This window comes from Silicimonas algicola (assembly GCF_003970735.1).
Taxonomy (GTDB): domain Bacteria; phylum Pseudomonadota; class Alphaproteobacteria; order Rhodobacterales; family Rhodobacteraceae; genus Silicimonas; species Silicimonas algicola.
This window is the reverse complement of record NZ_CP034588.1, coordinates 1,628,148-1,653,886: the sequence shown is the minus strand read 5'-3', so window position 1 is coordinate 1,653,886 and position 25,739 is coordinate 1,628,148. Positions and strand designations below refer to the sequence as shown.

The following is a 25,739-nucleotide window of genomic DNA, read 5'->3' as shown; positions in this document are numbered from 1 at the left end:
CTAGGATCAGGGCTTCAGGATGCCGTATTCGATGAGGAAGGCCTTCTGCTCCTCCGCGAACTGCGTCAGGAAAGCCTCGTACTCGTCGGCCGGCATCAGGGTCGGGACAAGGCTTTGGGCCGTGTACCACTCCTTGAATTCCGGATCCTCGAGCACGCGGGCAATGCCTTCGGCCCACAGGTCCTTGATGTCCTGCGGCAAGCCGCGCGGGCCAGCGATGCCGCGGAACTTGGTGACGACGAGGTCGACACCTTCCTCGCGGGCGGTCGGCACGTCCGGGAAATTGTCCAGCCGTTCCTCGGTGTAGGTCGCGAGAAGCCTGATCTCGCCAGCCTCGATCTGTGCCGAAAGCTCCTGAATCTCGCCGATCGCCACGGCGACCGTTTCGTTGAGGACCGAGATCAAAAGCTCGCCGCCGCCGTCATGGGTGATGACCGGGGACGTAACGCCAGTCAGCGCCTTGAACTGCTCCATGACCTGGCGATCAAGAGACCCGGGCGTCGTGACGCCGAAGGGGACGCTGATCGGATTCTCCTTGGCCGCGGCGATTAGGTCGCCGAGCGACTGATAGGGGCTGTCGGACTTCACGAAAACGACCTGGGGATCCATGAAGACGTTCGCGACCCCTCGAGGTCGGTGAAGTCGTACTCGGGGTTCGAGAGCAGCGATGTGTTGATGTAAGTGGGCGTCGTCCCGTAGAAGATCGACCCGTCCGCGGGTGACGTCGCGAGCTTCGCCATTGCGTTGGCGCCCGAGCCGCCGGTGACGTTCTCGACCACGAAGTTCGCTCCCATGGCCTTGCCCAGGAACCCCACCATCTCGCGCAGGAACACGTCGGTTCCGCCGCCGGCGGACGAGTGTGTTACGAGCGTGACGGTATCGTGCGGGTAGTCCTGCGCCGCCGATGCTCCAGCCAAGCCGACTGCGAGTGCGGCCGACAGAGCGGCCGCGCCTGCGAGCCGTCGAATTTCGATACGCATGGGTCCATTCCTCCCTTGTCCCAGCACAGCCAGCAGGACGCGGTGCCAAGGGCAGGACCGGTCCGCATGGCTGTTGCCGCCAAGGATGACGCAAACTAGAAAGATGTCAATCGTCGACAATCTGCAATCGGAGGGCCCGATGACTTGCACCCAGACGACCGCCATCGCGCAGTATATCGCACAGGCTGCGGACCTCCCCCTGCCCGACGATGTCGTCGAGAAGACGCGGCTGCACCTGCTCGACACACTGGCGGCGGTAATCTCTGGCGCGCACCTGCCGGGAGGACTGGCAGGCACAAGGATGGCGCATCGGCTTGGGGGCCCGTCCGATGCCTTGGCCATCGGCGCTGGCAGACTGGTCGCCGCGCCCCATGCCGCATTGGCCAACGCGATGGCGGCGCATGCCGACGAGACCGACGACAGCCATGTCGGCGGCCGCTTTCATCCGGGCTGCGCCATTGTTCCTGCCGCGCTTGCGATGGCCGAGACCGCCGGCCTCGGCGGCACCGCTGTCTTGCGGGCCGTGGCGCTCGGCTACGACGTGGGGGCACGGGCGGTCATGGCCCTCGGCGTCCGCGGGGCAGACACGGCGCGGTTCTCGACCCACACCATCGGGGGCAACTTCGGTGCAACTGCCGCTGCCGCCGCTCTTGCCGGGATCGACACCAGGGGCGCCATGCACGCCCTGTCCTACGCCGTCCAACAGACTTCGGGTGTGCCCTACTGGCGGCGCGACAGCGATCACATCGAGAAGGCCTTCGACTTTGGAGGCGCGGGCGCGCGGAACGGGGTCATGGCCGCGCTGATGGTTCAGGAAGGCTGGACAGCGGTCGAAGGCGTGCTGACCGGAAGCCCGTCCTACCTCTCAGCCTTCGCAGAAGAGCCTCGCCCCGAAGCGCTCAGCGACGGACTTGGATCCCGGTTCGAGATCATGGGCGCCGCGATCAAGAAGTGGTGCGTCGGTTCTCCGATCCAGGCTGCACTCGATTCGCTCATGGCGCTCATCGAAACCCACGGCATCAGACCCGATGATGTCGCCCGCCTGACCGCAATCATGCCGGACGACCGGCTCCACATCGTCGACGACCGCGATATGCCGGACGTCTGTCTCCAGCACCTTCTGGCCATCGGCCTCATCGATCGCGGCGTGGGCTTCTCCGCCGCCCATGACGTGGCTCGCATGATGGACCCAGCCGTTCTCGACCTTCGCAAGCGCATTTTCGCCAGCCTAAGCAGGGATTTGACAGAGGCCCGTCCGCCACGCCAGGCCATCGTCGAGATCGAGACGACGGACGGGCGCAGCCTTCGTCATCATACCCGCGCGGTGCTCGGCACACCGGACAACCCGATGTCGCGGGAAGACGTCGCCGCCAAGGCGCGTGACCTCATGGACCCCATCCTCGGCAGCGACCGCTCAGCGCAGCTCGTCGAAACAGTCCTGGACATCGACCGCCTCGACGACGTGCGCGGCCTCAGGCCGCTGCTGACGCCGGCCTGAGCATCAGGGCATGTACATGCCGCCGCTGACGTGAACCGTCTGGCCGGTCATGAAGCGCGCCTCGGGCATGCAGAGCGACAGAATGACGAAAGCGGCCTCCTCGATCTCACCGTCCCGTCCGACAATTGGACGGCTGGCCATCTCCGGCGACTTGCCGGCCGTGGCCGAGCGCTTCCCGCCGATCTTGCCGGGTGCCACGCAATTGACAGTGATGTTTCTGTCCGCGAACTCCAGAGCCAGCGACTTGGTGAGGCCGACGAGGCCGGCCTTCGCCGTGGCGACATGCGCCCGCTCCTTGGCGCCCACATGCGCCGAGACACCGCCCAGGTTCACGATCGTTCCGCCTCCGCGGCCGACCATGCTGCGTAGCGCCGCGCGACTGCACAGGAAGGCGCCATCCAGGATGACCGCGGTGGTGCCGCGCCAATCGGCGAGAGTCATCTCGAGGAAGGGCGCCTGCGCGCGGATGGCGGCGTTGTTGACGAGGATGTCGACGCCGCCGAACGCATCGCTGGCGGCCTGGAAGATCCGCGAGACGTCTTCTTCCACGGTCACGTCGCCAAGGGCCACGACTGCCCTGGCGCCCAAGCCTCGGACCTCTTCCGCCACCGCCTCGACCTCCTCCCGCGACTGACGGGCGTGGACCAGCACGTCGGCTCCGGCCTGCGCCAGCCCAAGGGCGACCGCGCGCCCGATCCGGCGCGAGGCGCCCGTCACAACGGCAGCTTTCCCGGCAAGCGGCCTGTCGGTCCTGTTCAGCATTCTCGTCCTCCTCGAGAGATTGATCACGTCCCTGACGTTTGACGTCTCGACCGTGCCTTCGTATTGTCAACAATATGCAATGTTGAGACCTGAGGCAAACGTGGACAGGATCGCGAAACGACAGCCGATGGAAGGCTCGGAAGCTCTCGACCTTCTCAAGTCGTCCTCCCTCAGCCAGCTTGTGCAGAGCGAGATTCAGAAGATCATCCTGTCCGGACGCTACAGTGCCGGGGCGAAGCTGAACGAGAAGACGCTGGCGGATCAGCTCGGGGTCAGCCGCGGGCCCGTGCGCGAGGCCTTCCAGGCCCTGCACGCGCGCGGGCTCGTCGAGATGATTCCGAACCGCGGCGTCTTCGTGCAGCGCATCACCCGCCACGACGCCGTCGCGATCTATGACGTCCGGGCCGGCATCTTCGGCACCGCCTGCCGCCTTTTGGCCGAGCGCATCACGGCAGACATGGTCAACGAACTGAACGTCCTTCTTGCACAAATGGAAGTCGCAGGGCAGCGCCGGGACATCGACGCCTATTTCCCGCTGAATATCGAGTTCCACACGGCGATCGTCACGGGCACCGGAAACCAGGTGCTGGCGGACACCTACTTCGGGCTCATCTCGCGCCTGCAGCTGTTCCGCGCCCGCGGCCTCGTCCACGGCGGCGGATTCGAGAGCTCGAACATCGAGCATCGCGCCATCGTCGCAGCTCTCGATGCCCGCGACCCTCATGGTGCCTTCGAGGCAGGCTGGGCGCACGTGCAGGCCGGCAAGGCCCGCATCCTCGCGTCGGACGAGAACACCGCGGGGTCGACGTGACGGCCGACTTGCCGCCGCCGGGTGCGGCACGCGCGGAAGTCTATGCCGCCTGGCTCGCTGGCCTGGCCTGGGCGGATGTTAGCGAGCGGATGCGGCAGGTCGCCCTTCTCGATGTCACCGATGCGCTCGGTCTGTGCGTGGCCGCGCGAGGCGAGCCCTACATGGTGCAGATCGTCGGAGGTTGGGACAGCGAGGGACCCTGCACTGCTCTCGGCCACACACGCCGCCTCGATGCCGCCGGGGCAGCCCTTGCGAACGGCGTCGCTATCCACGGCGAGGATTTCGACGACACTCTCGAAGGGTCGCCGATCCGGGTCGGCGCGATGACGATCCCTGCGGCTCTGGCGGCGGCGGAACGGTTCGGTCTGTCCGGCGAACGTGCCGCCCTGGGAATCGTCGCGGGGCTCGAAACCGTGTGCCGGCTCAATCGGGTCGCGCCGGGCGCCATTCACCGCGCGGGCTTCCATCCGGTGGGCGTGATCGGCGCCATGGGAGCGGCGGCCGCCGCCGGAGTCGCTCTCGGACTCGATGTGCGTCAGCAGACGATGGCCTTCGGGCTTGCGGGGAGCATGGCGTCGGGGATCCTCGAGTATCTGTCAGAGGGCGCCTGGACCAAGCGGCTTCATCCCGGATGGGCTGCGCAATCGGGGCTTCGCGCGGCCGTCCTCGCGCGATCCGGCTTCTTCGCCCCTCGCACAGTATTCGAGGGTCCGCACGGCTTCTTTCATGCCTTCGCACCGTCCGCCGAGCCGGACTTCACACCGCTCGAGACGTCCCTCGGCGACGAATGGTATGCCGAGAGGATCCTGTTCAAGCCCTTCGCCTGCGGGACGATGATCCATCCTTACGTCGATTGCATGCGTCGCCTCGCCGCCAGCGGCGTGCGGGCCGCGGACATCCGAAAGATCACCTGTCCCACCGCCGAAGGTCTGATTCACCGGCTGTGGGAACCGTTGGCGGTCAAGCACCGTCCGCCCTCCGGCTATGCCGCAAAGTTCTCGATGCCCTACTGCATGGCCGTCGGGTTCTTCGACGACGACGCGGGCCTGAGCCAGTTCAGCGATACACGCGCGAGTGATCCCAAGGTTCTCGATCTGGCCGCGAAGATCTCTTACGAGATCGATCCCGCCAACGAGTATCCGCGCAATTACACCGGTCACATCCGGGTCGAGACGACCGACGGCCGACGCATCGCGATCGACCAGCCGCACATGCGCGGCGGCGTCCGCGAACCGCTGACTGCCGAGGAGATCCGCGCGAAGGCGGTGGCCAATTGCCGGCACGGCGGGTGGTCTGTCACGCAGGCCGAGGCGATGCTCGACTGGGTGTCCGGGCTGCCCAGCCAGCCCGACCTGTCCGGCTTCGCCGTGCTGGCCACCTGATGCATTGGAGAAGACGTCATGACTGAGCCCACGCTCTCGGAACGCCTGGCAGAGTGGATCCTCGATTTCGAGATCGACCAGGCGTCGGTTGCCGCGCGGCAGGGAGCGGCGGACACGATCCTCGATACCGTGTGTCTGGCCGTCGCGGCGCTTGACAGCGACTACGGAACTGCCGTCCGAACCGCTTTCTCCGATGAGGGCAAGGCTACGGTCTGGGGTCTTGTAGAGGGCCGGTCCCCTGAAGCCGCGGCCGCAATCAACGGGACCTGCGGCCATGGCGAGGACTACGACAACACGTTTGAAGGCTGCCCCGTCCACACAGGCGTCGTCATCGTCCCTGCCCTCGTCGCCGCGTCCGAGCGCCACGGTCTCGACGCCGCGGACACTGCCCGTGGAATCGTCGTAGGGCTCGAGGTCATGTGTCGCCTGGGCCTCGTGGCGGACAAGTCCGTCCACAAGGCCGGCTTCCATCCGACGGCCGTCCTCGGCGCGATGGCCGCTGCCGCAGGCGTTTCGGCAGCGCTGCGCCTCGAACGCGACGCGATCCGCAACGCGCTCGGGGTCGCCGGATCGATGGCCTCGGGCATCATCGAATACCTTGCCGACGGCAGCTCCACGAAACGCCTGCACCCCGGTTGGGCCGCGCAGTCGGGACTGCGCGCGGCAGCCCTGGGGGCGGCAGGGTTCACGGGACCTGCAACTGTATTCGAGGGAACGCACGGCTTCTTCAACGGCTTCTCCAACCCTCGGGCCACGGACTTCTCGCCCTTCATCGACGGCCTGGGCGAGCGATGGGAATCCGCCCGCCTTGCCTTCAAACCCTTCGCCTGCGGGACGATGACCCAGCCCTACGTGGACTGCGCCATCGACCTTCGGACTCGCGGAATCGCTCCCGAGGACGTGGTGAGCCTGACCTGCGACGTTGGCGAAGGCACGGTCCACCGCCTGTGGGAGCCAACCGAGTCGAAGAAGGCGCCCCCGACGCCCTATGCTGCCAAGTTCTCGGGCCCCTACTGCATCGCCGCGGGCTGGATTTGGGGGGACGCCGGCCTCGCGCAGTTCACCGAAACCGCGGTCCGCGATCCCCGCGCTCTCGATCTGGCCTCGAAGGTGCGCTTCCGCGTCGACCCCGAGAACGAGTATCCCGCAAACTATACCGGGCACATCCGCGCGACGCTTGCGGACGGAAGCCAAGTCGAAGCCTTCGTGCCCTGCATGCGGGGAGGCGCACGCGCGCCCCTCAGCCGCGAGGATCTTTTGGTGAAGGCGCGCGCGAACCTGTCCTTCGCGGGCCGCGACCCGGACCAGGCACAGGCCGTAGCGGATTGGGCGGACAGGCTGATGGCGGGCGGCGGCAAGGTCGAAACGCACGTCCTGAAGCTTTGCTGACCGGAGCGCTTCTTCAGGCGCTGTCTCCTGGCATGGTCGTGGCCGGGATGGCCGTCTGCTTCCTCGCCGGCATCCTCGGAGGCCTCTCCGGCTATGGGGCGGGCCTCCTTGTCACGCTGTTCATCGCTCCGATCATTGGTCCGAAGGCGCTGATCCCCGTCATCTCGGTCCTGATGCTGATCAACAACTTCAGCCGGGTCTGGTTCTATCGCAGCGGGCTTCACGTTCCGACGGTCGCGAAGATCTCGGCAGTTGCATTGCCCATGTCCTGGCTCGGCGCAGAGCTTTACGTCCAGATGGACTCGGCCCAGATCCAGAGCGTGCTCGGCGCCGTCCTTGTTCTGTCGGTGCCCGTGCGGCGACTGATCGACAGGATGAAGATCACGCCCGGACCAGTCGCGGTCTACGGAATCGGCGCGACATTCGGCTTCCTGTCCTCGCTGATCGTCGGAGCCGGAATGCTCATCATGCCCATGCTGATGGGGATCGGCTTCGCAGGTCCGGCCCTCCTGGCGACCGATGCGGCGATCGCCGTCAGCACAAACTTCTTCAAGACCATCGTCTTCGGCGCGCTCGACGCCCTCGACGCCGGACATTTTCTCCTCGCGCTGGCGATGGGTCTCTGCACGGTGCCGGGAACTGCATGTGCCGCCTGGATCGTCCGGCGCACGAGCCTCCACCTGCATACCGCGATCATCGAAACGCTGATCATTTTCGGCGGAACGATGATGCTCTTCGGCTTCCTGGGCTGAGATCATCAGTGTCGACGGCCTGAAAAGGATCGGGGAATGCTGGTCCTCCCCGCGACGGCAGAAGTGTGTAATCACCCCGGAATCCACTCCTTGATCGTCCAAGGGTGCCTCTGCGGTCCTCCTTGGGGGCTGCCGCCGGTGCTGTGCCCCTTCTGCATAACCCCCGAAACAACGGAAAGAACGTGCCAGAGCCAGATCGGGAGAGTGCCTGCGGGAGGCCAAGCGGCGGAGGGAAAGGGACCGGGATCAAACGTCACCTATCACGCGTCACCCTTGGTGTGACTGCCGCAACCGTTTGGATATATGCGCTTTTTATGAGTCTCTAATGGCGCGGCCGTAAGTTCCGCATGGAGACATTACGGGCTCCGGGTCCAAGTACAGGGTCCAACTCTGTATCTGGAGGACCCAAGACATGGGCTTCGAACTCGTCCTCGGCGGCCTCGTTGCCGCAGCGCTCCTCGTGTATATCCTGGCCGTGCTGATGCGGACTGAGCTGCTCCGAGGGGCGCATCATGGCAAGGCAACCGACACAATCCATCTTTGCGGCCGACCTCGTCGGCCCCGCACTGCGGCAGAGCTTCACCAAGCTGCATCCCCGTCTGCTCGTGCGCAACCCGGTCATGTTCACGACCGCGATTGTCGCGCTTCTGGCGACGATCCTGCTCCTTCGGACGGCCGTCACCAAAGGCGACGTCCTCTTCGAAGCGCAGCTCGTCTTCTGGCTCTGGCTCACGGTCCTCTTCGGAAGCTTCGCCGAGGCGCTGGCCGAGGGACGCGGAAATGCTCAGGCGGCGGCACTAAGGTCGACGAAGGCAGAGCTGAGAGGCAAGCGCGTCAGGGGCGACAGCACAAAAGACGTCCTGGCAAGCGAGTTGCGCAAAGACGACGTGGTGCTTGTCGAAACCGGCGACCTGATCCCGGGGGACGGCGAGGTGATCGAGGGCGTGGCCTCGGTCAACGAGGCGGCGATCACCGGCGAGAGCGCCCCGGTGATCCGCGAGGCGGGCGGCGACCGTTCGGCCGTGACTGCGGGCACGCGTGTGATCTCCGACTGGATAAAAGTGAAGGTCACGGCCGAGGCACGTGCGGGCTTTCTCGATCGGATGATCGCGCTCGTCGAGGGCGCGAGCCGGGCCAAGACGCCGAACGAGATCGCGCTCACGGTGCTGCTGACCGGGCTTACGCTGATCTTCCTCGTCGCCGTCGGCACGCTGCCCGCTTTCGCCGCCTATGCGGGCGGTTCCATCGCGGTGCCCGTGCTGATCGCGCTGTTCGTCGCGCTGATTCCGACGACGATCTCGGCGCTGCTGTCAGCCATCGGCATCGCGGGCATGGACAGGCTGATCCGGTTCAACGTGCTGGCCAAGTCTGGCCGCGCGGTGGAGGCGGCGGGCGACATCGACACGCTCTTGCTCGACAAGACCGGGACGATCACGCTCGGTGACCGACAGGCGACCGAGTTCCTGCCCCTGTCGGGCATCCGAGAAACCGAACTCGTCGAGGCGGCGCGGCTGTCGTCGCTCGGCGACGAAACGCCGGAAGGCCGCTCGATCATCGAACTGGCCGGAAACGGCGAAGCCGCCCCGGACGGCTCGGAAGTGGTCGGGTTCACCGCCCAGACCCGGGTGAGCGGTCTCGACATCGGTGACCGCAAGGTCCGCAAGGGCGCGGTCGACGCCGTCCTCAAGCTGCATGCCTTCGAGCCGGCGGCGGTGATTTTGCGTTGATCAAGCGCAGCATTTGCAGGGGATATTCGCCCTTTGTGGTGCCGGATCAGGCTGGCGCAGGTTCAATGAACCGCCGCACGCCTCGTTACCTGGGTTGGGGCGTGGATACGTTTGCGCTCTCCACTCAAGATGAGCACAAGTGCCTCCTCGGAGAAGATCCTCCATCTCGAATCGGGATTTCGACTCTGTTGTTAAGCTGCATAGCATTTGGTCAGAAGCGACTGGGCTTCCGAGGCACATCGTCTCTGAGGCCAACGGCCAATAAGCTCGCCACCAAGTGAAGGCAATAAACGGCGGCTGGCTGTATATCTACAAAATGGCTGAGTCCGGGAGGGACTGACTGCTGCAAGTCGTCCAGCACGCGTTCGAGCAACATTTGCTCGTAGCCAGTAATGACCAGCAAATATGGCAGTGGCTTGTCCCCGCCACGAAGGGACTGTTCGCGCGTCATGGGCGGAGGTGCAGAGGGACTGACAATGAACGCGCTCACCAGGCCTTCCAGACCGTCCATTCCGGGCGCGAAATGCTCGGCAAACCATTCAGCGACTTCGTCTCCAGAACCTGGATCGAAGCGCATCACAACGGCGGATGAACCCAGTCCCAATCCGACGCTCGCACTGATCCGACCGAAGCCCCGGGTCATTCCTCGGAACCTCGGCATCATGCGTTCGGTCCATGGCGAGGGGTCGTTCAGACGACCGAGATATTCCGGCGACGTTGCGACGTCGACGTCATCCACTTCGTAGAGCACCATGTAGCGAGGCGACCCCTTCGAGACCCAGCGGGACACGCCACGGAAACCCGGTACGGAAAGACGCTCACGGACATGTTCTTCCGTGTGCCAGGCATCATGGTCTGCGACGTCGCCCTCGATGTCGTAGAACAGAACCATCAGAGCGTTTGTGCTAAGCGCCATTCAGGGTCTCCCTCGGCTTGACCTTTATTCTTCTTCCGCCGCGCTTCTGTCAGATATAAACGTTTCTGTATGAACTTTCTCAGGTTTGAAACTGACGCCCAGGACGGTGAAACGATCGGGGACGTGGTCTATCGTCGGCTGCGATCCGACATTGTGAACGGTGCACTGAAACCGCTCGAGAAGCTCAAGCTCGACCACATGCGGGACACCTACGGCCTCAGCGTTCCGACGGCGCGGGAAATCCTCAACCGTCTCGTCGTGGAACAGCTCGTCACGGCGGAGGGACAGCGCGGCTTCAGGGTCGCGCCTATAAGCCGGCAAGAGCTGGCCGACCTCGCTGACCTCCGCAAACTCCTTGAGACCAATGCGCTGCGCCGGTCCATTGCCGCAGGCGACCTCGAATGGGAGGGCGCCGTCGTCTCCGCGCACCACAAGCTCTCGACCGTCGAGCAGGAGCTTGGCAAGGGCGCGTCGAGATCGGTGGCTCAATGGGTCCGTTACGACTGGGGCTTCCACCACGCAACGATCGCGGCCTGCGATCAGGTCGTGCTGATGCAGACCCACGCGACGATCTTCGACCGCTACGCGCGCTACCACATGCTCGTCCTCGATTTTCGTTCCGGAGTGGCTGCGGACCACAGGCAACTGCGGGACCACGTTCTGGCGCGCGATGCCGATGCCGCGGAAGCTCTGCTCGTTCAGCACATCGAGCGCGGGATGCAGCATATCCTCGGGACCGGGAAGGTGCCCTAGGCTTTTCGGGCCAGTTCGGCGAGCCGCGTGATGGCAAAGCCGTAGCCGCCGATACCGAACCCTTCGATCTTGGCGGTCGCCGCCTTCGAGACGTAGGACAGGTGACGGAACTCGTCGCGCCGGAAGAGAGGCGAGATGTGGACCTCGATGATCGGCCCGTCGAAGATCAGAAGAGCGTCGAGGATCGCAATCGAGGTCGAGGTGAACCCTGCCGGATTGATCAGGATGCCGGCCGCAGAACCGCGCGCCTTCTTGATCCACGCCATGATCTCGGCTTCCGAGTCGCTCTGGCGAAAATCTATGGTCACACCGCATTCGTCGCCCGTGTGACGACACAGCCTTTCGACGTCCGACAAGGTGTCGTGTCCATAGATCTCGGGCTGCCTTGTTCCCAGCATGTCGAGGTTCGGACCGTTGATGACGAGAATGGTGGGTCTATGCGGCATGTCAGTCTCCGTAAAGTCAGCCGCCGTAGCCGTAGAGCCGCGGCAGAAAGAGGACGAGATCGGGGAGGAACGTGATCATGCCGAGACCGAGGATCATGATCCCGAGGAACGGCAGGAGGTAATAGATCGTCTCCCCGATCGGGGACTTCGTGATGGAGGTCACCACGAAGAGCAGGAGGCCATAGGGAGGAGTGACGAGTCCGATCATCGTGTTCACGACGACGATCACACCGAAATGCACCGGGTCGACACCGAGCGCGACGGCCGTTGGCAGGAAGATGGGCACGATGACCAGAAGAATGGCGTTCGCTTCGAGGAGGCAGCCCAGGACGAGAAGGACGAGATTGACCAACAGAAGGAAGCCGATGCGCGAGAGCTCGGCATCCCCCAGTGCCCCCTGGATTACATTGGGGATCTGTTCGACCGTGACCACGTAGTTGAAGGCCAACGCACCGGCGATGAGAAAGCCGACGCTCGCTGTGGACTTGGCGCTGTGGCGCACGGTCTCATAGGCGGTTCTCAGGCTGACGGAACGATAAAAGACCGTGGAGACAATGAAGGCGTATAACGCCGCGAGGGCCGCCGCTTCGGTCGGGGTGGTGACGCCCCCATAGATGCCAACCAGGAGGATTACCGGCATCAACAGAGCGGGAACGGCCCGCAACGTGAGCATCGGCAGTTCGCGCAGCGGCACGGGGTCGTCGACGGGGTAGTCGTGAACACGTGCCTGCCACGCATTCATCGCCATGAGCAGAACGCCAAGGATCAGCCCTGGTGCGACACCGCCGAGAAACAGGTAGCCGATGGATGTGTCCGAGACGAGCGCGAACAATACCATGGGGATCGACGGCGGAATGATCGGTCCGATGACTGCCGAAGCAGCGGTGATGGCGCCGGCGTAGGCGGCGGGATATTTTCCGTCGCGGGTCATCAGGTTGATGATGATGCGGCCCATTCCGACGGCATCGGCAATGGCCGACCCGGACATTCCCGAGAAGATCAGCGACGAGACGACGTTGACGTGGCCGAGACCCCCTCGAAACCGCCCGACAAGTCCGCGGCAGAAGTTCAGGAGCTTGTCGGACAGGGTGCCGACATTCATCAGATCGGCTGCGAAGATGAAGAGCGGGATCGCCAGAAGCACGTAGGAGCCGTAGAGGCCGTTCAGCATCTGCTCGGCGGCGATGGACATGTCCCGCCCTTGAAGCAGAAGGTAGAGCGTGGACGCGCCCAGCATCGCATGTCCGATCGGAAGGCCGAGGATGGCCGTTGCGACGATCGCGGCGACTGTGACGCCGAACTCCCAGCTCATCCCGCGAGGTCTCTGTCGGACAGGGCGTCGTCTCCTGGCTCTCGTCCTCTGACGGACTGCCAGAAGATCACTAGGTAGCGCAGGATCGAGACCACCATGAAGATGATGAGGACCGAGAAAACCCAGCTGAAAGGGAGGTCGAGATAGGAGGTCTCCTGGATCTTCATGAAGGTCACGAAGTCCCAGTTAGCCGGAAGCGCAATTCCGTAGATTGCGACGAGCGCTGCGGAAAATACCACGCGGAACCAGCGGCGCACCGCGGGGCGGACCGAGCCGTAGATGATGTCGAAGCGAATTTCTTCGTCTTCCGACGTCGACACGGATTGACCCCAGAGGACAATCCACAGCCAGGCGATCACGCAGACTTCGACGGTCCAGCCCACAGGGCTGTCGACGACGTATCGCATGACGACCTGAATGATGAACGAGACGAACATTGCAGCCAGCAGAAAAGCCGGCACCGCGTCGGCCGCAGCGCGGACTGTTCTTTTCCAGCTGGCAAACGGAAAGCTCATGTCGTGGGCCCGCAATGAGAGCGGCGGCAGGCGTTCGACCGGCCCGCCGCCGTCGATGCCTTACTCGGCGAGGGCGTTGATCGCTTCCAGCATGCCGTCGGGCCAGCTTTCGGCAAACTCGCTTTCGAGGTAGCGGGCCTGCGCGTATTCCCTGAAGGCCGCACGGTCAGGCTCGTAAACCTTCAGACCTTCGTCCTTGAAGAACTGAACCAACTCCTCCTCACGCGCGAGATGGCGCTTGGTGCTCTCCTCGATGGCCGTATCTACAGCCGACTGGAGAAGTTCTTGCTGTTCTGGCGTCATGTTGTTCCAGACGTCATTTCCGACAGCCAGAACGTCGAAGCCAACAAGGTGGCCAGTCATCACGATCTGTGACGTCACCTCGTAGAACTTCATGTTGTAGTCGTTGGGCAGTGGGTTGTCCTGGCCGTCGATCGCCCCGGTTTGCAGCGCTGTGTAGACCTCGGCGTAAGCAAGGGGCGTCGGGTTTGCGCCGATGGCTTCGCCCAGAAACTGCCAGGCGTCGCCGCCGGGCATGCGGAGCGTGATGCCGTCTAGGTCTTCGGGCGTCTGCACTTCGAGGTCCGGAACCAGGTTCACCTGCCGAGTGCCGAAATAGACCGGCGCAAGAACGTGAACGCCGATTTCTTCGGCCATCGCGACGAGTTGCTCACCCACCTCGCTGTCGAAGGTCCGCTCGAGATGATCGACGTCGTCGAAGAGGTAGGCGGAGGTGACAATCGACCATGCCGGCAACTGTTCGGCCAGCGTCTGTGGGGCGATCAACCCGACTTCGAGGTTGCCGCGCTGGATCGCAGTAAGCTCCGAGCCTTGCGCCACAAGCGTGGCGCCATTGAACACCTGCAGATCGAACTGGTCCGCAACCGCTTCGGAGATCTTTGCAAAGGCCTCGGCACGGATGTCGTTGTCAGAGACCACAGAGGACAGCCTCAGGACCGGCCTTTCCTGTGCGCTAACGGCGCTAGCACCCAACACCGCACTCATAGCAAGGGCGGCGACCGTGACGGTCCGACGCTTGAACAGTTCCATTTCATCCTCCCAGAGATCGTCTGCTACCGACCCCATCCTTCACGGCACGCGAACTCCGTCAACCAAAACCTAAGGTGTAACGCAGAATATCTTACGTTCCTCGACAGAGGGACGCTCCACTGATCGATGCGAACGGCCCGCAAGCACGTCCGAACGACTTGAGGTCAGCATCAATTCGGTCCGGACGCAGCTTCAGCGCATCTTCGAAGAGACCGGCGTGCGCAGCCAGTCAGGCCTGATCCGAGCACTCCTGACCGTCCAGGCACCCTTGTAGCCGGGCAGACGACGCATCCGTGCTAAACTGGCCTCGTACGAAAAGCATCATACAATCGGAGTTCGGATACACCCGGTGGTCAGGGTCTCTTTGGGGAGCTTCAGTCTCGAGTCCTGATCGCCTCCTTCGGTTGCAAAGGCAACTTGCTGCTGCACGGTAGTCGGGGCCCGGGAACTTCCGTTTCCAACCGCGAATAGCTCCGAGCGGACGCTCGTCCACCTCCAGTTCGACGTCCGCCTCTCTCCCGGACTTCTCAGGCGGCAGGTCGAATGTTCTGGTTCTGACTGAAGAAGTTCCCCGGATCATAGCGTGCCTTTAGAGCCGTCAGCCGATCATAGTTGGACCCAAATGCCGCCCGGATTGCATCCTCTTCACCCGCAGACAGATAATTGAGAAGGTACCCTTCGGACGCGAACGGCTGGATCGCCTCCCAGGCGGACCGCGCCCAAGCGATATGCGACTCGTCTTCCGAAGGGTCGGTCCATTGAGGCATGAAGCCGATGCAGTAGTCGGAGCGCCGCTGCGCGAAGGCGTTTTCGTCCGCGGCCTTCCGCCCCCCTGCACCGCCGTAATATTCTACCAGCAGCCCCGACATCGGCGAGGTCATTCCCTTGGCCTGCTCCTCTACGATGTCGATGACTTCGTCCGGCAAGCCCTCGACGAATGCCGACTTCCAATAGTTCCTGGTGCCCGACGGGAAGGCGCCGTCCAGGATCGATTGCATGGCGGGAAACGGCATTGGCTCCACTGCAACCATCATCGGTTCGTCGAGCTGGGTGAGAGGCTCTATCCGCTTCTTCCCCTCATCCAGATCTGCTCCGCTCCAGCATGGGATGATCGCGGTCCCCGGGGTGCCGTCGGGTGTGCAGATCAGTCCTGCGTACACGGTGAGGTCTTCTGGCGCCGAGGCCATGAACTCCCTGTAACCTCTGAGCACCTTTCCGGCGGCCGCCCGCGGATAGACGATCAGGCCGCCCACGACGGTCGAGACCGGGTGGGCCTGGTAGAGAAACGAGGTGACAATCCCAAAGTTGCCGCCGCCGCCACACAGTGCCCAGTGCAGGTCCGCGTTTTCTTTCGGGTTCGCCGTGCGCACCGTTCCGTCGGCCTGGACGACCTCCATCTCGAGAACGTTGTCGCAGGTCGGACCGTATTTCCGTACCAGCCACCCGACGCCGCCTCCCAGTGTCAGGCCGCCGACGCCCGTTTTCGAGATCACACCGAACGGAACCGCCAGGCCGAACAGATGCGTCTCGCGGTCGACGTCGCCGAGGGTGGCGCCTCCCTGCACCCGGACCGTGCGGCTGCCAGGATCGACGTGAACGCCGCGCATGCGCGACAGGTCTATGACAAGACCATCGTCGCACAGAGCCCGGCCGCCAACGTTGTGCCCGCCGCCACGGACGGCAACGAGCACATCGTTCTCCCGCGCGAAATTCACCGCGGCGACGACATCGGCAGTCCCGCTGCATCTGACGATGAGCCCCGGACGTTTGTCGATGAGGGCATTCCAGATATGCCGGGCGTCTTCATAGGCGGCGTCAGACGGTCCGATCACCTCGCCTCGAATGTCGCCCGCCAGTCTATCGATCGCTTCACGCGGGACGTCCGTTCCAGCGCGGTCCTTGAGTGTCTTGGAAGCCATGTCGCTCTCTCCCCCTCTGTTGCCCGTCACGGCCGAAGAGACAACCTTGCTGCTTCGGCCAGGCGCGGCGATAGGCCAAGATACCATTCTACCATATTTGCAGCTCTCTGTCGCGGGGGCGACGTGCTGTGGTCGTGGCTGTTCTCGTGAGGGCGAGGGGGACGATGCCCTACAGAGCGCTCGCGCCTCTGGTGCTATTCGTGAGGGCGCTTCCTCACGCGGCCACCATCATGAGATCAATCTGTGACACGCGACTTGGAATACCAAGCGTCACGTCGCTTTCGGCCCGGAGCTGCCTGACGGTTCAATATACGGCACGCTCCAAAGCGGCCGCTCAGGCGCCGCGCAGCAGACACCCGCAGCCAGCCCATTCCTGCTGGTCGAGTACAATCACATCGTGAGGGTCAATTAGATCGTGGCCGCCGCCAGGGAGATTCTTTTCCAAGCCCATACTTTCAAAGCATTTTTACGCCCCTCTTATTCCCGCCCCCTGAACTTCACATGGCGGCTTTACGCCCATCAAGCGCAGATATCCAAGACGAAACGGTATCTGGAGGTTTGATACATGGGCTTCGATCTCGTGCTCGGCGGCATCGTTGCCGCAGCGCTCCTTGTCTACCTGCTGGCCGTGCTCCTGCGGCCGGAACGGTTCTGAGGGCGTGGCATGGCACAACACCAAAACACATCGATCTTTTCTGCCGAACTCATCGGGCCAGCGATCCGGGACAGCTTCAACAAGCTCGACCCGCGCCAGCTGATCCGCAACCCGGTGATGTTCACCACGGCGAGTGTCGCACTGCTTGCGACGGTTCTGCTGGTGCGTTCGATCATCTCGGGCGGCGACATTGCTTTCGAGGCGCAGATCGTCTTCTGGCTCTGGCTGACGGTGCTGTTTGGCAATTTCGCCGAAGCACTGGCCGAGGGCCGCGGCAAGGCGCAAGCGGCCTCGCTGCGCTCCACCAAGGCCGAACTGAAGGGAAAGCGGGTCAAGGGCGATACCGTCAAGGTCGTTCCGGCCAGCGAGCTGCGCGCGGGCGACATCGTGCTCGTCGAGACCGGTGATCAGATCCCGGCCGACGGCGAGGTTGTCGAAGGGGTGGCCTCGGTCAACGAAGCCGCGATCACCGGGGAATCCGCACCGGTCGTCCGCGAGTCGGGCGGTGACCGTTCCGCCGTCACGGCAGGCACGCGGGTTATTTCCGACTGGATCAAGGTCAGGGTGACCGCAGAGCCAGGCGAGGGGTTCCTCGACCGGATGATCAGCCTTGTCGAGGGCGCGAGCCGCGCGAAGACCCCGAACGAGGTCGCTCTGACGGTGCTGCTGACCGGCCTGACGCTCATCTTCCTGATCGCGGTCAGCACGCTGCCCGCTTTCGCCGCGTACGCGGGCGGATCCATTTCGATCCCGATCCTCGTGGCGCTGTTCGTGGCGCTGATTCCGACGACCATTTCGGCGCTTCTGTCGGCGATCGGCATCGCGGGCATGGACCGGCTGATCCGCTTCAACGTCCTGGCCAAGTCGGGCCGCGCGGTCGAGGCGGCAGGCGACATCGACACCCTGCTTCTGGACAAGACCGGAACGATTACGCTCGGCGACCGGCAGGCGACTGATTTCCTGCCGCTGTCGGGCGTGCGCGAAGGTGAACTGATCGAGGCGGCGCGCCTGTCCTCACTGGGGGATGAGACCCCCGAAGGCCGCTCCATCGTCGAGTTGGCGGGGGCTGGTGAGACTGCACCTGCGGGTGCGGAAATGGTATCCTTTACCGCGCAGACGCGCGTCAGCGGAATCGACATCGGGGACCGGAAGATCCGCAAGGGCGCGGTCGACGCGATCCTGAAGCTGCATGATTTCGATCAGGGTGCCGTCAGACAGATTCGCACCCTCACCGAAAAGATCGCGCGCACCGGTGGCACACCGCTGGCCGTGGCGGACGGCACCCGGCTTCTCGGGGCCATCGCGCTGAAGGACATCGTCAAGGCGGGCATCAAGGAACGCTTTGCCGAGTTGCGCCGGATGGGCATCCGGACGGTGATGATCACCGGGGACAACCCGCTGACGGCTGCAGCCATCGCGGCGGAATCCGGTGTCGACGACTTCCTCGCCGAGGCGACTCCGGAGGACAAGCTCGAGTTGATCCGCAAGGAGCAATCGGGCGGCAAGCTGGTCGCCATGTGCGGCGACGGGACGAACGACGCGCCCGCTCTGGCGCAATCCGATGTCGGCGTCGCCATGAACACCGGCACCCAGGCCGCGCGCGAGGCAGGCAACATGGTCGACCTCGACAACAACCCCACCAAACTCATCGAGATCGTGGGGATCGGCAAGCAGCTGCTGATGACACGTGGCGCACTGACCACCTTCTCGATCTCGAATGACGTCGCCAAGTATTTCGCCATCCTTCCGGCGATCTTCGTGGCGCTCTATCCGGGCCTCGACGCGCTGAACGTCATGGGGCTGTCCAGTCCGCAGAGCGCAATCCTGTCGGCGATTATCTTCAACGCCGTCATCATCCCGCTGTTGGTCCCACTGGCTCTGCGCGGGGTGACCTACTGCCCGCAGAGCGCATCGCGCCAGCTTGTCCGCAACCTCGGCATCTACGGCCTCGGCGGCCTGATCGTCCCCTTCGTCGGCATCAAGCTGATCGACTTGGTCGTATCCGGCCTCGGCCTCGCGTGAAGGGAGACGCACATGATCATTCTTACCTATGCACTCGGGATTGCGATCTTCGCCGCGCTGATCGGCGTCGTGACCCGGCTTTTCGAGGACTGAACAGATGGAACATGTCTTTATCGTCGCCCTGATCATCGGCGGAACGGCACTCCTGTCGTTACCGCTGGGGGCCTGGATGAAAATGGCCATGGACCCCGCTCCCGGCCAGATGACGGGCTGGACCAGCCTCTTCGGGCGGATCGGCGGCGCCACCGAGGAGCAGGGCTGGAAGCGCTACCTGGTCACGATGCTGATCTTCAACGCCATCATGTTCACAGTGACCTTCACGATCCTCGGGTTGCAGCAATACCTGCCGCTGAACCCGGACGGCATGGGACCACACGATCCGACGCTGGTGTTCAACACGGCGGCGTCCTTCACCACCAACACGAACCTGCAGCACTATTCGGGCGAGGCGTCGATGAGCTACCTCAGCCAGCTTGCAGGGCTGATGTGGCTGCAGTTCGTCTCGGCCGCCACGGGCATCGCGGCGCTGGCCGCGCTGGCGCGCGGCATTGCCGGGCGCGCGAGCCTTGGCAACTTCATGATCGACGTGCAGCGGGCCAGCTTTCTTGTCCTGCTGCCGCTGGCACTGATCGTCGCGATGCTGATGGTGCTTATGGGCATGCCGATGACGCTGCAGGGCTCTGCGGTGGCCACGACGCTCGAGGGGGTGACGCAGACCATCGCGCGCGGCCCCGTCGCGGCGTTCCTGACCATCAAGCAGTTGGGCACCAATGGCGGCGGCTTCTTCGGCCCCAACGCCACGCATCCGCTGGAGAACCCCAGCTTCTGGACCAACGGGTTGGCGATGATCGCTATCATGCTGATCCCGATGGCCTGCGTCTGGATGTTCGGCGGCATCCTTGGCCGGATGAAACACGCCACCGTCATCTTTGCCGTGATGGCGCTGTTCATCCTGGTCAAGATCACGGGTTCGGTGACCTTTGAATCCGCGCCGACCCCGGCCTTTGCCGAACTGCCCGTGTCCACGGACACCGGCAACCTCGAAGGCAAGGAACTGCGCTTCGGCGCCACCGGCGGGCCGCTCTGGGCGGTGCTGACAACCTCCACCTCGAACGGGTCGGTTGGTGCGATGCACGACAGCCTCAACCCGCTGACCGGCCTGATGCCCATGGCGGGCATGTGGCTGAACGCGACCTTCGGCGGCGTCGGCGTCGGGATGATCAACATGTTCCTCTACATCATCGTCGCGGTTTTCGTCGCGGGCATGATGGTCGGGCGCACGCCGGAATACCTCGGCCACAGAATCGAGGCAAAGGAGGTACGGCTGGCCATTCTGGCGCTGTTCTCTCACGCGTTCCTGATCCTTGGGCCCACGGCACTCTTCGCCGCGACATCGCTGGGCCAGGCCACTGTTCAAGACCCGGGCGCGCACGGCTTCTCGGAGATCCTTTACGAGTTCACGTCGGCTGCGGCCAACAACGGCTCGGGCTTTGAGGGCTTGGGCGACGGAACCTGGGCCTGGAATATCGCCACCGGCGTCGTGATGCTGCTGGGCCGTTACCTGCCGATCATCTTGCCGCTCGCCATCGTGGGCAGCCTGATGGCCAAGCGCCGAGCGGCGGAGAGTGCAGGCACCCTCGGCGTCGAGGATGCGACATTCGGCACGATGCTTGGCCTGACAGTCGTCATCTTCGGCGCACTCACCTTCCTTCCGGCGGCGGCCCTTGGCCCGCTTGCCGAACACTTCTCGCTGCCCTGACCGGCGCTGAAAGGAGACAGACCCATGAATGACATCATCTCGGGACTTCGCGTCACGGCCGCCACCATGGCGGTCTGCGTCGCAGGCTACACCACGGTCATCCTAGGCTTCGCGCAGGCGGTGACACCGGCCACCGCCAACGGGTCCTTGATCACGCAGGGCGATGGCAGCGTGATCGGCAGCCGCCTGATCGCGCAGGGTTTTACTTCGCCGGAATACGTCTGGCCGCGCCCATCGGCGGTTGACTATGACGCGGCGGGCGCGGGCGGGTCGAACCTGTCGCCCGCCAATCCCGAACTGGCGGAACGCGCGCTGGCGCTGATCGCGGCCCATGGTCGGGACGGCACCCCGATCCCTGCCGATCTGGTGACCGCCTCGGGCGCGGGGCTTGACCCCCACATCTCGCTTGAGGGTGCGCTGTTTCAGGTGGTCCGCGTGGCCGAGGCGCGCGGGGTCGAGCCTGCAGCCGTCCGGGCGATCATCGACCGGCTGGCCGAGCGGCCCGGGGGGGTCTTCACCCCGGCGCCCATCGTCAACGTACTGGAACTGAACCTCGAACTCGATGCGGAATTGGCAAGTCCCGCGAGCACAGAATAAAACTGTGCCCATGACAGATGACGCCCGCCCCTCGCCCGATGCCCTGCTGCGCGAAGCTGAGCGCGAGGGGCGCGGCACCCTAAAGATCTTTCTCGGCGCCGCCCCCGGTGTCGGGAAAACTTTCGAGATGCTTCTCGAAGGTGCGGAAAAGCTTGAGGCTGGCGCCGATGTGGTCATCGGCATCGTCGAGACCCACGGCCGGAAGGAAACCGAGGCGCTGGTCTCGCCCCTGCCGGTGATCCCCCGCAAATCCATCGACTACAAGGGCCAGACCCTGACCGAGATGGACCTCGACGCGGTCCTGGAGCGCCATCCGGAGATTGTCCTGGTCGACGAACTGGCGCACACCAACGCGCCCGGCAGCAGGCACCCCAAGCGCTGGCAGGATATCGAGGAACTGCTGGCTGCGGGCATCGACGTGATGACCACGGTCAACATCCAGCACGTCGAAAGCCTGAACGACGTCGTGGGCAGCTTCACGCATGTTCGGGTGCGGGAAACCGTGCCCGACAAGGTGTTCGAGAATGCCGAGATCGAACTGATCGACCTGCCGCCCGAAGACCTTATCAAGCGTCTGGATGCCGGAAAGATTTATGTGCCCGAACAAGCCCGCCACGCGCTTGAACACTTCTTTTCCAAGGGCAACCTGCTGGCGCTGCGCGAACTCGCCCTGCGCCATGCCGCGCAATACGTCGATGCGCGCATTCAGGAACACAAGAGCGTCACCGGCAAGGAGAACGGCTACGCCGCTGGGCAGCGCATCCTTGTCGCGATCTCGGAAGCGGCCGGTGGAGAGCAGGTCGTGAGGGCCGCCAAAAGGCTCGCCGATGCCCTGAAGGCGCCGCTCATCGCGCTTTACGTGGAGACACCATCTGCGGCACGGTTCAGCGACGCCGAGAAGACCCAGCTTGCCCGCAACCTGTCACTCGCGGCTTCTCTTGGCGCCAGCTTGCAATCCGTGCCGGCCACCTCGGTTCAGGAGGCCATGCTGGCCCAGTGCAAGGAACTGCGTGCCACGCAGCTGGTCCTCGGCAGATCGCGTGGCAAGGGCAGCTGGTTCGGGCGGCGCGATGGAATCGTTCAGGACATCCTCGACGGGACGACCGGCATCGCCATCCATGTCATCCCGTTTCAGGACACACCGCGCGGGCGAGACTGGCGGCGGCTGTGGCCCCGCGGCAGTTGGACCGGGGACGTGATGGCAATCGGGTCGGTGGGAGCATTGACGCTTGCCGCATTTCTTGCGCAGGGCTGGATCAGTCGCGGCCCGATCGATCTTCTCTACCTCCTGCCCGTCATCTTCAGCGCAAGCTTCTACGGCTTCCGTGCCGGATTGATCGCTGCCATCGCAGCAGGAATCGCCTACAACTTCTTCTTCCTTCCCCCATTCTACACATTCATCATTTACGGCCCGGTGAACATCATCACAGCGGCGCTGCTCGTGGTGGTTGCGATTATTACCGGACAGCTGGCGGCGCGCGCACGGGCTGCCGCCGCCCTTGCGATGCGCAGCGCGCGCGAGAACGCCGGTCTCGCCCGTTTCGCCACGCGCCTCGGCGCCGCAAGCACCACGGAAGAGACGGCACAGCTCATAAGAGATGAGCTGCGGTCGTTGTTGGCGGTGCAGACCATCGTGCTGCACCGCTCCGGGGATAGCGTCGAGATCAGCGCGTTCGGGCAGACAAAGCCGGACCTCACCCCCATCGATCAAGCGGCGGCCGAGTGGGTGATGGAGCATGGAGAGGACGCCGGTTTGGGAACCAACACCCTCACGGCTAGCGAATGGCAGTTCCGTCCCCTCAAGACGTCCCTCGGAACGCTTGCGGTCCTGGGCTTCCGTGGCCCGCCCGGCCGCGACCCCATTCCAACCGAGCGCGCGGCCCTCGCCGAAAGCCTGATCGACCAGGCCGCACTGGCGCACGAGCGCCTGAAGCTGGAAGCCGACATGCGGGACATGGAGGTGGTCCGCCAGCGCGATAGTTTGCGCGCGGCGCTGCTCGCGTCGCTCAGCCACGACCTGCGCACACCCCTGACCGCCGTGACCGCGGCGGCCGAGGCGCTCTCGGCGACAGGTGACGAGGCCGAGCTGGTCGATACGGTGCGCAGCGAGGCCCGCAGGCTGAACCGGTTCCTGTCCGATCTGCTGGACCTGACGCGGATCGAGGAAGGCGCCGTCACGCCCGATCTTGTGCCTACCGATCTGACCGACGTGATCGCCTCGGCGGTCGGCGATTCGGTCAAGACGTTGGCGGGACGAAAGGTGCAGACATCGATCGACCCGAACCTGCCTCTCGTGCGGGCTGACGCGGTTCTGTTGAACCACGCGCTTCTGAACCTCGTCGACAATGCGGCCAAGTATTCGCCGCAGGAGGAACCGATCGAGATTATCGCGCGGATGGGGCGGCGCGGCCCGGTGATCGACGTGCTCGATGGTGGCACCGGCATTCCCCAAGGCAGCGAACAGCGCATTTTCGACCGCTTCGCCCGCGGCGAGACGTCGGATCGTACCGGCGGATCGGGGCTCGGCCTTGCCATCGTCAAGGGCTTCGTGGAGGCGATGGGCTTCACGGTCGAGGCTGCGCGGCGTCCGGGCGGCGGATCGCGCTTCACGATCCGTATCCCGCATGATGCAACGGTGCATGTGTCGATGGAGGACATCGCGTGAGCGGGCACATCCTGATCGTCGACGATGAAATGCCGATCCGCCGCCTACTTCGTGTGGCCATCGAGCGCAGCGGATATGCGACCGTCGAGGCGGATTGCGGGGCGGCCGCGCTCGATGCACTTCGACGGTCTGTGCCGAAGCTCGTGCTTCTGGACCTGGGTCTACCCGACCGCGACGGGCTGGAACTGATCGGGACGTTCCGCGAGAAACTCGTGCCAATCATTGTGCTGACGGCCAGAGAGGCATCAAGCGAAAAAGTCGCGGCCCTTGACCTAGGCGCCGATGACTACGTCACCAAGCCGTTCGACAGCGAGGAGCTCATGGCCCGGATACGGTCGTGCCTGCGCAGGGCAGATCAGAGCCATGGACACCTGCGCAAGCTGACGGTCGGACCCGTCGCTATCGACCTCGATGCTCATGGCGTCTGGAAGAATGGCGCCGAGGTGAAACTCACGCCGAAGGAGTTCATGCTCCTGGCCGTTTTGGCCAGCCATCCGGGCAAAGTCCTGACCCATACGCACCTTCTGCGAGAAGTCTGGGGCCCGGCTCACTCCGACCATGTCGAATATCTACGCGTTACCGTCCGTTCCTTGCGCAAGAAACTCGAGGAAGACCCCTCGGCTCCGAGGCTGATCCAGAATGAGCCGGGGGTCGGGTATCGGCTGCGGGACCCAGGCAGGGCGTAGCATGATTGGGTTCGTGGCACAGTGCATGCACCCACCTTGGCGTTGTTGAAGGGCAATTTCGGTGGCGTAACCGCAGGGGCGTGCCGTCCCTGCGGGCACGAGATCTGAAATCAGGAAAACGCGCGGCACGCGAGACAGCTTCGGGAAGCCACTTTCCGCCAATGCGAGGGGAGCGAACGACAGCAAAGCGGCGGATGCATTTGGTGGCTTCGCTTGGCGACCTCAGCTTTACAAAGCACGCTTTCTGCACATTGCCGCCGGTTGAGGACGGCGGAGTGACTGGCCGCTTTCGTAGGATGCTGCGGGTGCACTGCCGCGGCAGCATCCGTCTGCTCGCCGCCCTTTTTGTCCTTCGTGCGTTGCGCAGCGGAGTCCTGCTTGCCGCCCTTCCACGATCTTCATCTATCGCCCAACGTACGCTGCCGACCGCCCATTCCGGCACTCGACGCCATTCCTGACTTTAGGCGACGCAACCCAGCAACGGTTGGATGCGGTCGCGGCTAGTCTAGCGCCCCTGAAATCGAATTGTTCAGGCTGCCCGCCTAATAAAGCTGACATTTCCTAGGACTACGGACTTCATGACGATTCTCCGTTCGAGGTTTCCGGCGGCCGGATTGGCGCACCGGTGTCCGGAAGTATATCACCAGAGACCTACACCCCAAAACACCGCCGCGTCACACCGCGCGACTCGTCCTTCGTGCCCGCTTCAATCCCTCAAGGAAGAGTTTGCAAGACGGTTGCGAGCAGGAAGATGGTCACGATCGCAAGGTATTTGCTTCGATTCAGTCTCGCCAGGCTCAGGCCGCCTTCTCCGTAGCCGGTGATCTCGACGCAGCCTGACAGCTGCCTCATGGCATCGGAGCGATCAGTTCTACGTAGCTGGGGAGCTTCCAGTGCCGGCAGGCTCACAGCCCTCGGCTTCGCATGCGTGGCAAACATCGCCACCTCTCGTTAACAGGCGGTCTACGCGGTCCTCCAACATGGAGGCCGATAGGCACCGCAACAGGATACACTGGCTCATCCTACCGGCAGTTCTGTCCCCCGGTCAAAGCGGCAGCGGCTTCTTCCTTCACTCGCGCAACAATGTCCCTCACCATCGCAAACCGTCTCGCCGCCCGGGCGGCGTCACAACTTATCCGCGAA

General features: G+C 64.0%; 23 protein-coding genes. 13 read left to right on the top strand and 10 right to left on the bottom strand.

The annotated features are described in order from the left end of the window. Nucleotides 1–6 precede the first annotated feature (6 nt). Both EF888_RS22055 and EF888_RS22050 read right to left on the bottom strand, forming a co-directional pair. The gene (locus EF888_RS22055; protein ID WP_206508468.1) at nucleotides 7–609 is read right to left on the bottom strand and encodes a tripartite tricarboxylate transporter substrate binding protein; all 603 of its coding nucleotides are present in this window, start codon (nucleotides 607–609) and stop codon (nucleotides 7–9) included. After that, complete coding sequence (locus tag EF888_RS22050) at nucleotides 585–980, bottom strand: type 2 periplasmic-binding domain-containing protein (RefSeq protein WP_206508467.1); 396 nt, start codon at nucleotides 978–980, stop codon at nucleotides 585–587. The genes EF888_RS22055 and EF888_RS22050 overlap by 25 nt, the downstream gene beginning before the upstream one ends. Before the next feature lie 139 nt (nucleotides 981–1,119). On the opposite strand from EF888_RS22050, the gene EF888_RS08265 reads away from it, so the two are divergent. Further along, on the top strand, nucleotides 1,120–2,478 hold the full coding sequence (locus EF888_RS08265; RefSeq protein WP_164721615.1) for an MmgE/PrpD family protein: 1,359 nt from the start codon (nucleotides 1,120–1,122) through the stop codon (nucleotides 2,476–2,478). A gap of 3 nt (nucleotides 2,479–2,481) precedes the next feature. Here the strand turns inward: EF888_RS08265 and EF888_RS08260 are convergent, their stop codons facing one another. After that, the gene (locus EF888_RS08260) at nucleotides 2,482–3,240 is read right to left on the bottom strand and encodes an SDR family NAD(P)-dependent oxidoreductase (protein WP_109759954.1); all 759 of its coding nucleotides are present in this window, start codon (nucleotides 3,238–3,240) and stop codon (nucleotides 2,482–2,484) included. A gap of 127 nt (nucleotides 3,241–3,367) precedes the next feature. Between EF888_RS08260 and EF888_RS08255 the strand changes: the two genes are divergently transcribed. The 5 genes from EF888_RS08255 (at nucleotide 3,368) to EF888_RS08230 (ending at nucleotide 9,301) form a co-directional block, all read left to right on the top strand. After that, a complete protein-coding gene (locus EF888_RS08255; RefSeq protein ID WP_206508466.1) occupies nucleotides 3,368–4,051 on the top strand; it encodes an FCD domain-containing protein in 684 nt (227 codons plus the stop codon). Continuing rightward, complete coding sequence (locus EF888_RS08250; protein WP_206508464.1) at nucleotides 4,048–5,433, top strand: MmgE/PrpD family protein; 1,386 nt, start codon at nucleotides 4,048–4,050, stop codon at nucleotides 5,431–5,433. The genes EF888_RS08255 and EF888_RS08250 overlap by 4 nt, the downstream gene beginning before the upstream one ends. Nucleotides 5,434–5,451: 18 nt before the next feature. After that, nucleotides 5,452–6,822: an MmgE/PrpD family protein gene (locus EF888_RS08245; RefSeq protein WP_109759956.1), complete on the top strand. Its 1,371-nt coding sequence runs from the start codon at nucleotides 5,452–5,454 to the stop codon at nucleotides 6,820–6,822. Then, a complete protein-coding gene (locus EF888_RS08240; RefSeq protein WP_109759957.1) occupies nucleotides 6,816–7,574 on the top strand; it encodes a sulfite exporter TauE/SafE family protein in 759 nt (252 codons plus the stop codon). Before EF888_RS08245 ends, EF888_RS08240 begins: the two co-directional genes overlap by 7 nt. Before the next feature lie 512 nt (nucleotides 7,575–8,086). Beyond that, on the top strand, nucleotides 8,087–9,301 hold the full coding sequence (locus EF888_RS08230; RefSeq protein WP_428842851.1) for an HAD-IC family P-type ATPase: 1,215 nt from the start codon (nucleotides 8,087–8,089) through the stop codon (nucleotides 9,299–9,301). A 211-nt stretch (nucleotides 9,302–9,512) separates the two neighbouring features. On the opposite strand, the gene EF888_RS08225 is transcribed toward EF888_RS08230, so the two are convergent. Further along, entirely contained in the window at nucleotides 9,513–10,217 is a 705-nt protein-coding gene (locus EF888_RS08225) for a hypothetical protein (protein WP_109759958.1), read from the bottom strand. 69 nt (nucleotides 10,218–10,286) lie between these two features. Here EF888_RS08225 and EF888_RS08220 point away from each other — a divergent pair, with 69 nt between their 5' ends. Then, on the top strand, nucleotides 10,287–10,970 hold the full coding sequence (locus EF888_RS08220) for a GntR family transcriptional regulator (RefSeq protein WP_109759959.1): 684 nt from the start codon (nucleotides 10,287–10,289) through the stop codon (nucleotides 10,968–10,970). Here EF888_RS08220 and EF888_RS08215 read toward each other — a convergent pair. The 5 genes from EF888_RS08215 to EF888_RS08195 all read right to left on the bottom strand — a co-directional run bounded on the left by EF888_RS08215 (nucleotide 10,967) and on the right by EF888_RS08195 (nucleotide 16,212). Beyond that, nucleotides 10,967–11,416: a type II 3-dehydroquinate dehydratase gene (locus tag EF888_RS08215; RefSeq protein WP_109759960.1), complete on the bottom strand. Its 450-nt coding sequence runs from the start codon at nucleotides 11,414–11,416 to the stop codon at nucleotides 10,967–10,969. The genes EF888_RS08220 and EF888_RS08215 overlap by 4 nt on opposite strands. A 16-nt stretch (nucleotides 11,417–11,432) precedes the next feature. Then, nucleotides 11,433–12,728, bottom strand: coding sequence for a TRAP transporter large permease (locus EF888_RS08210; protein WP_109759961.1), 1,296 nt, complete (start codon nucleotides 12,726–12,728; stop codon nucleotides 11,433–11,435). Further along, nucleotides 12,725–13,243, bottom strand: coding sequence for a TRAP transporter small permease (locus EF888_RS08205; protein ID WP_109759962.1), 519 nt, complete (start codon nucleotides 13,241–13,243; stop codon nucleotides 12,725–12,727). Before EF888_RS08205 ends, EF888_RS08210 begins: the two co-directional genes overlap by 4 nt. A gap of 60 nt (nucleotides 13,244–13,303) precedes the next feature. After that, complete coding sequence (dctP, locus tag EF888_RS08200; protein ID WP_109759963.1) at nucleotides 13,304–14,293, bottom strand: TRAP transporter substrate-binding protein DctP; 990 nt, start codon at nucleotides 14,291–14,293, stop codon at nucleotides 13,304–13,306. A 527-nt stretch (nucleotides 14,294–14,820) separates the two neighbouring features. Continuing rightward, complete coding sequence (locus EF888_RS08195) at nucleotides 14,821–16,212, bottom strand: FAD-binding oxidoreductase (protein ID WP_109759964.1); 1,392 nt, start codon at nucleotides 16,210–16,212, stop codon at nucleotides 14,821–14,823. Nucleotides 16,213–16,777: 565 nt separating this feature from the next. Here EF888_RS08195 and kdpF point away from each other — a divergent pair. From kdpF to EF888_RS08160, 6 genes are all read left to right on the top strand, one after another. Then, nucleotides 16,778–16,867, top strand: a complete 90-nt coding sequence (kdpF, locus tag EF888_RS08190) for a K(+)-transporting ATPase subunit F (protein ID WP_080517485.1) — start codon at nucleotides 16,778–16,780, stop codon at nucleotides 16,865–16,867. Between the two features lie 9 nt (nucleotides 16,868–16,876). Further along, nucleotides 16,877–18,889, top strand: a complete 2,013-nt coding sequence (kdpB, locus tag EF888_RS08185) for a potassium-transporting ATPase subunit KdpB (RefSeq protein WP_109759965.1) — start codon at nucleotides 16,877–16,879, stop codon at nucleotides 18,887–18,889. Between the two features lie 97 nt (nucleotides 18,890–18,986). Next, complete coding sequence (gene kdpA / locus EF888_RS08175; RefSeq protein ID WP_109759967.1) at nucleotides 18,987–20,648, top strand: potassium-transporting ATPase subunit KdpA; 1,662 nt, start codon at nucleotides 18,987–18,989, stop codon at nucleotides 20,646–20,648. Between the two features lie 24 nt (nucleotides 20,649–20,672). After that, a complete protein-coding gene (locus EF888_RS08170; protein WP_109759968.1) occupies nucleotides 20,673–21,245 on the top strand; it encodes a potassium-transporting ATPase subunit C in 573 nt (190 codons plus the stop codon). Then, complete coding sequence (locus EF888_RS08165; RefSeq protein ID WP_338143057.1) at nucleotides 21,211–23,910, top strand: ATP-binding protein; 2,700 nt, start codon at nucleotides 21,211–21,213, stop codon at nucleotides 23,908–23,910. Before EF888_RS08170 ends, EF888_RS08165 begins: the two co-directional genes overlap by 35 nt. Continuing rightward, on the top strand, nucleotides 23,907–24,596 hold the full coding sequence (locus EF888_RS08160) for a response regulator transcription factor (RefSeq protein ID WP_109759970.1): 690 nt from the start codon (nucleotides 23,907–23,909) through the stop codon (nucleotides 24,594–24,596). The genes EF888_RS08165 and EF888_RS08160 overlap by 4 nt, the downstream gene beginning before the upstream one ends. Nucleotides 24,597–25,310: 714 nt before the next feature. On the opposite strand, the gene EF888_RS08155 is transcribed toward EF888_RS08160, so the two are convergent. Then, complete coding sequence (locus EF888_RS08155) at nucleotides 25,311–25,535, bottom strand: hypothetical protein (protein WP_126918538.1); 225 nt, start codon at nucleotides 25,533–25,535, stop codon at nucleotides 25,311–25,313. Nucleotides 25,536–25,739 lie beyond the last annotated feature (204 nt).

What these genes read in the sequence shown, in the direction of transcription:
- EF888_RS22055 (WP_206508468.1), bottom strand. Translation starts at nt 609, where the DNA reads ATGGATCCCCAGGTCGTTTTCGTGAAGTCCGACAGCCCCTATCAGTCG.
- EF888_RS22050 (WP_206508467.1), bottom strand. Translation starts at nt 980, where the DNA reads ATGCGTATCGAAATTCGACGGCTCGCAGGCGCGGCCGCTCTGTCGGCC.
- EF888_RS08265 (WP_164721615.1), top strand. Translation starts at nt 1,120, where the DNA reads ATGACTTGCACCCAGACGACCGCCATCGCGCAGTATATCGCACAGGCT.
- EF888_RS08260 (WP_109759954.1), bottom strand. Translation starts at nt 3,240, where the DNA reads ATGCTGAACAGGACCGACAGGCCGCTTGCCGGGAAAGCTGCCGTTGTG.
- EF888_RS08255 (WP_206508466.1), top strand. Translation starts at nt 3,368, where the DNA reads ATGGAAGGCTCGGAAGCTCTCGACCTTCTCAAGTCGTCCTCCCTCAGC.
- EF888_RS08245 (WP_109759956.1), top strand. Translation starts at nt 5,452, where the DNA reads ATGACTGAGCCCACGCTCTCGGAACGCCTGGCAGAGTGGATCCTCGAT.
- EF888_RS08230 (WP_428842851.1), top strand. Translation starts at nt 8,087, where the DNA reads ATGGCAAGGCAACCGACACAATCCATCTTTGCGGCCGACCTCGTCGGC.
- EF888_RS08225 (WP_109759958.1), bottom strand. Translation starts at nt 10,217, where the DNA reads ATGGCGCTTAGCACAAACGCTCTGATGGTTCTGTTCTACGACATCGAG.
- EF888_RS08220 (WP_109759959.1), top strand. Translation starts at nt 10,287, where the DNA reads ATGAACTTTCTCAGGTTTGAAACTGACGCCCAGGACGGTGAAACGATC.
- EF888_RS08215 (WP_109759960.1), bottom strand. Translation starts at nt 11,416, where the DNA reads ATGCCGCATAGACCCACCATTCTCGTCATCAACGGTCCGAACCTCGAC.
- EF888_RS08210 (WP_109759961.1), bottom strand. Translation starts at nt 12,728, where the DNA reads ATGAGCTGGGAGTTCGGCGTCACAGTCGCCGCGATCGTCGCAACGGCC.
- EF888_RS08205 (WP_109759962.1), bottom strand. Translation starts at nt 13,243, where the DNA reads ATGAGCTTTCCGTTTGCCAGCTGGAAAAGAACAGTCCGCGCTGCGGCC.
- dctP (WP_109759963.1), bottom strand. Translation starts at nt 14,293, where the DNA reads ATGGAACTGTTCAAGCGTCGGACCGTCACGGTCGCCGCCCTTGCTATG.
- EF888_RS08195 (WP_109759964.1), bottom strand. Translation starts at nt 16,212, where the DNA reads ATGGCTTCCAAGACACTCAAGGACCGCGCTGGAACGGACGTCCCGCGT.
- kdpF (WP_080517485.1), top strand. Translation starts at nt 16,778, where the DNA reads ATGGGCTTCGATCTCGTGCTCGGCGGCATCGTTGCCGCAGCGCTCCTT.
- kdpB (WP_109759965.1), top strand. Translation starts at nt 16,877, where the DNA reads ATGGCACAACACCAAAACACATCGATCTTTTCTGCCGAACTCATCGGG.
- kdpA (WP_109759967.1), top strand. Translation starts at nt 18,987, where the DNA reads ATGGAACATGTCTTTATCGTCGCCCTGATCATCGGCGGAACGGCACTC.
- EF888_RS08170 (WP_109759968.1), top strand. Translation starts at nt 20,673, where the DNA reads ATGAATGACATCATCTCGGGACTTCGCGTCACGGCCGCCACCATGGCG.
- EF888_RS08165 (WP_338143057.1), top strand. Translation starts at nt 21,211, where the DNA reads ATGCGGAATTGGCAAGTCCCGCGAGCACAGAATAAAACTGTGCCCATG.
- EF888_RS08155 (WP_126918538.1), bottom strand. Translation starts at nt 25,535, where the DNA reads ATGTTTGCCACGCATGCGAAGCCGAGGGCTGTGAGCCTGCCGGCACTG.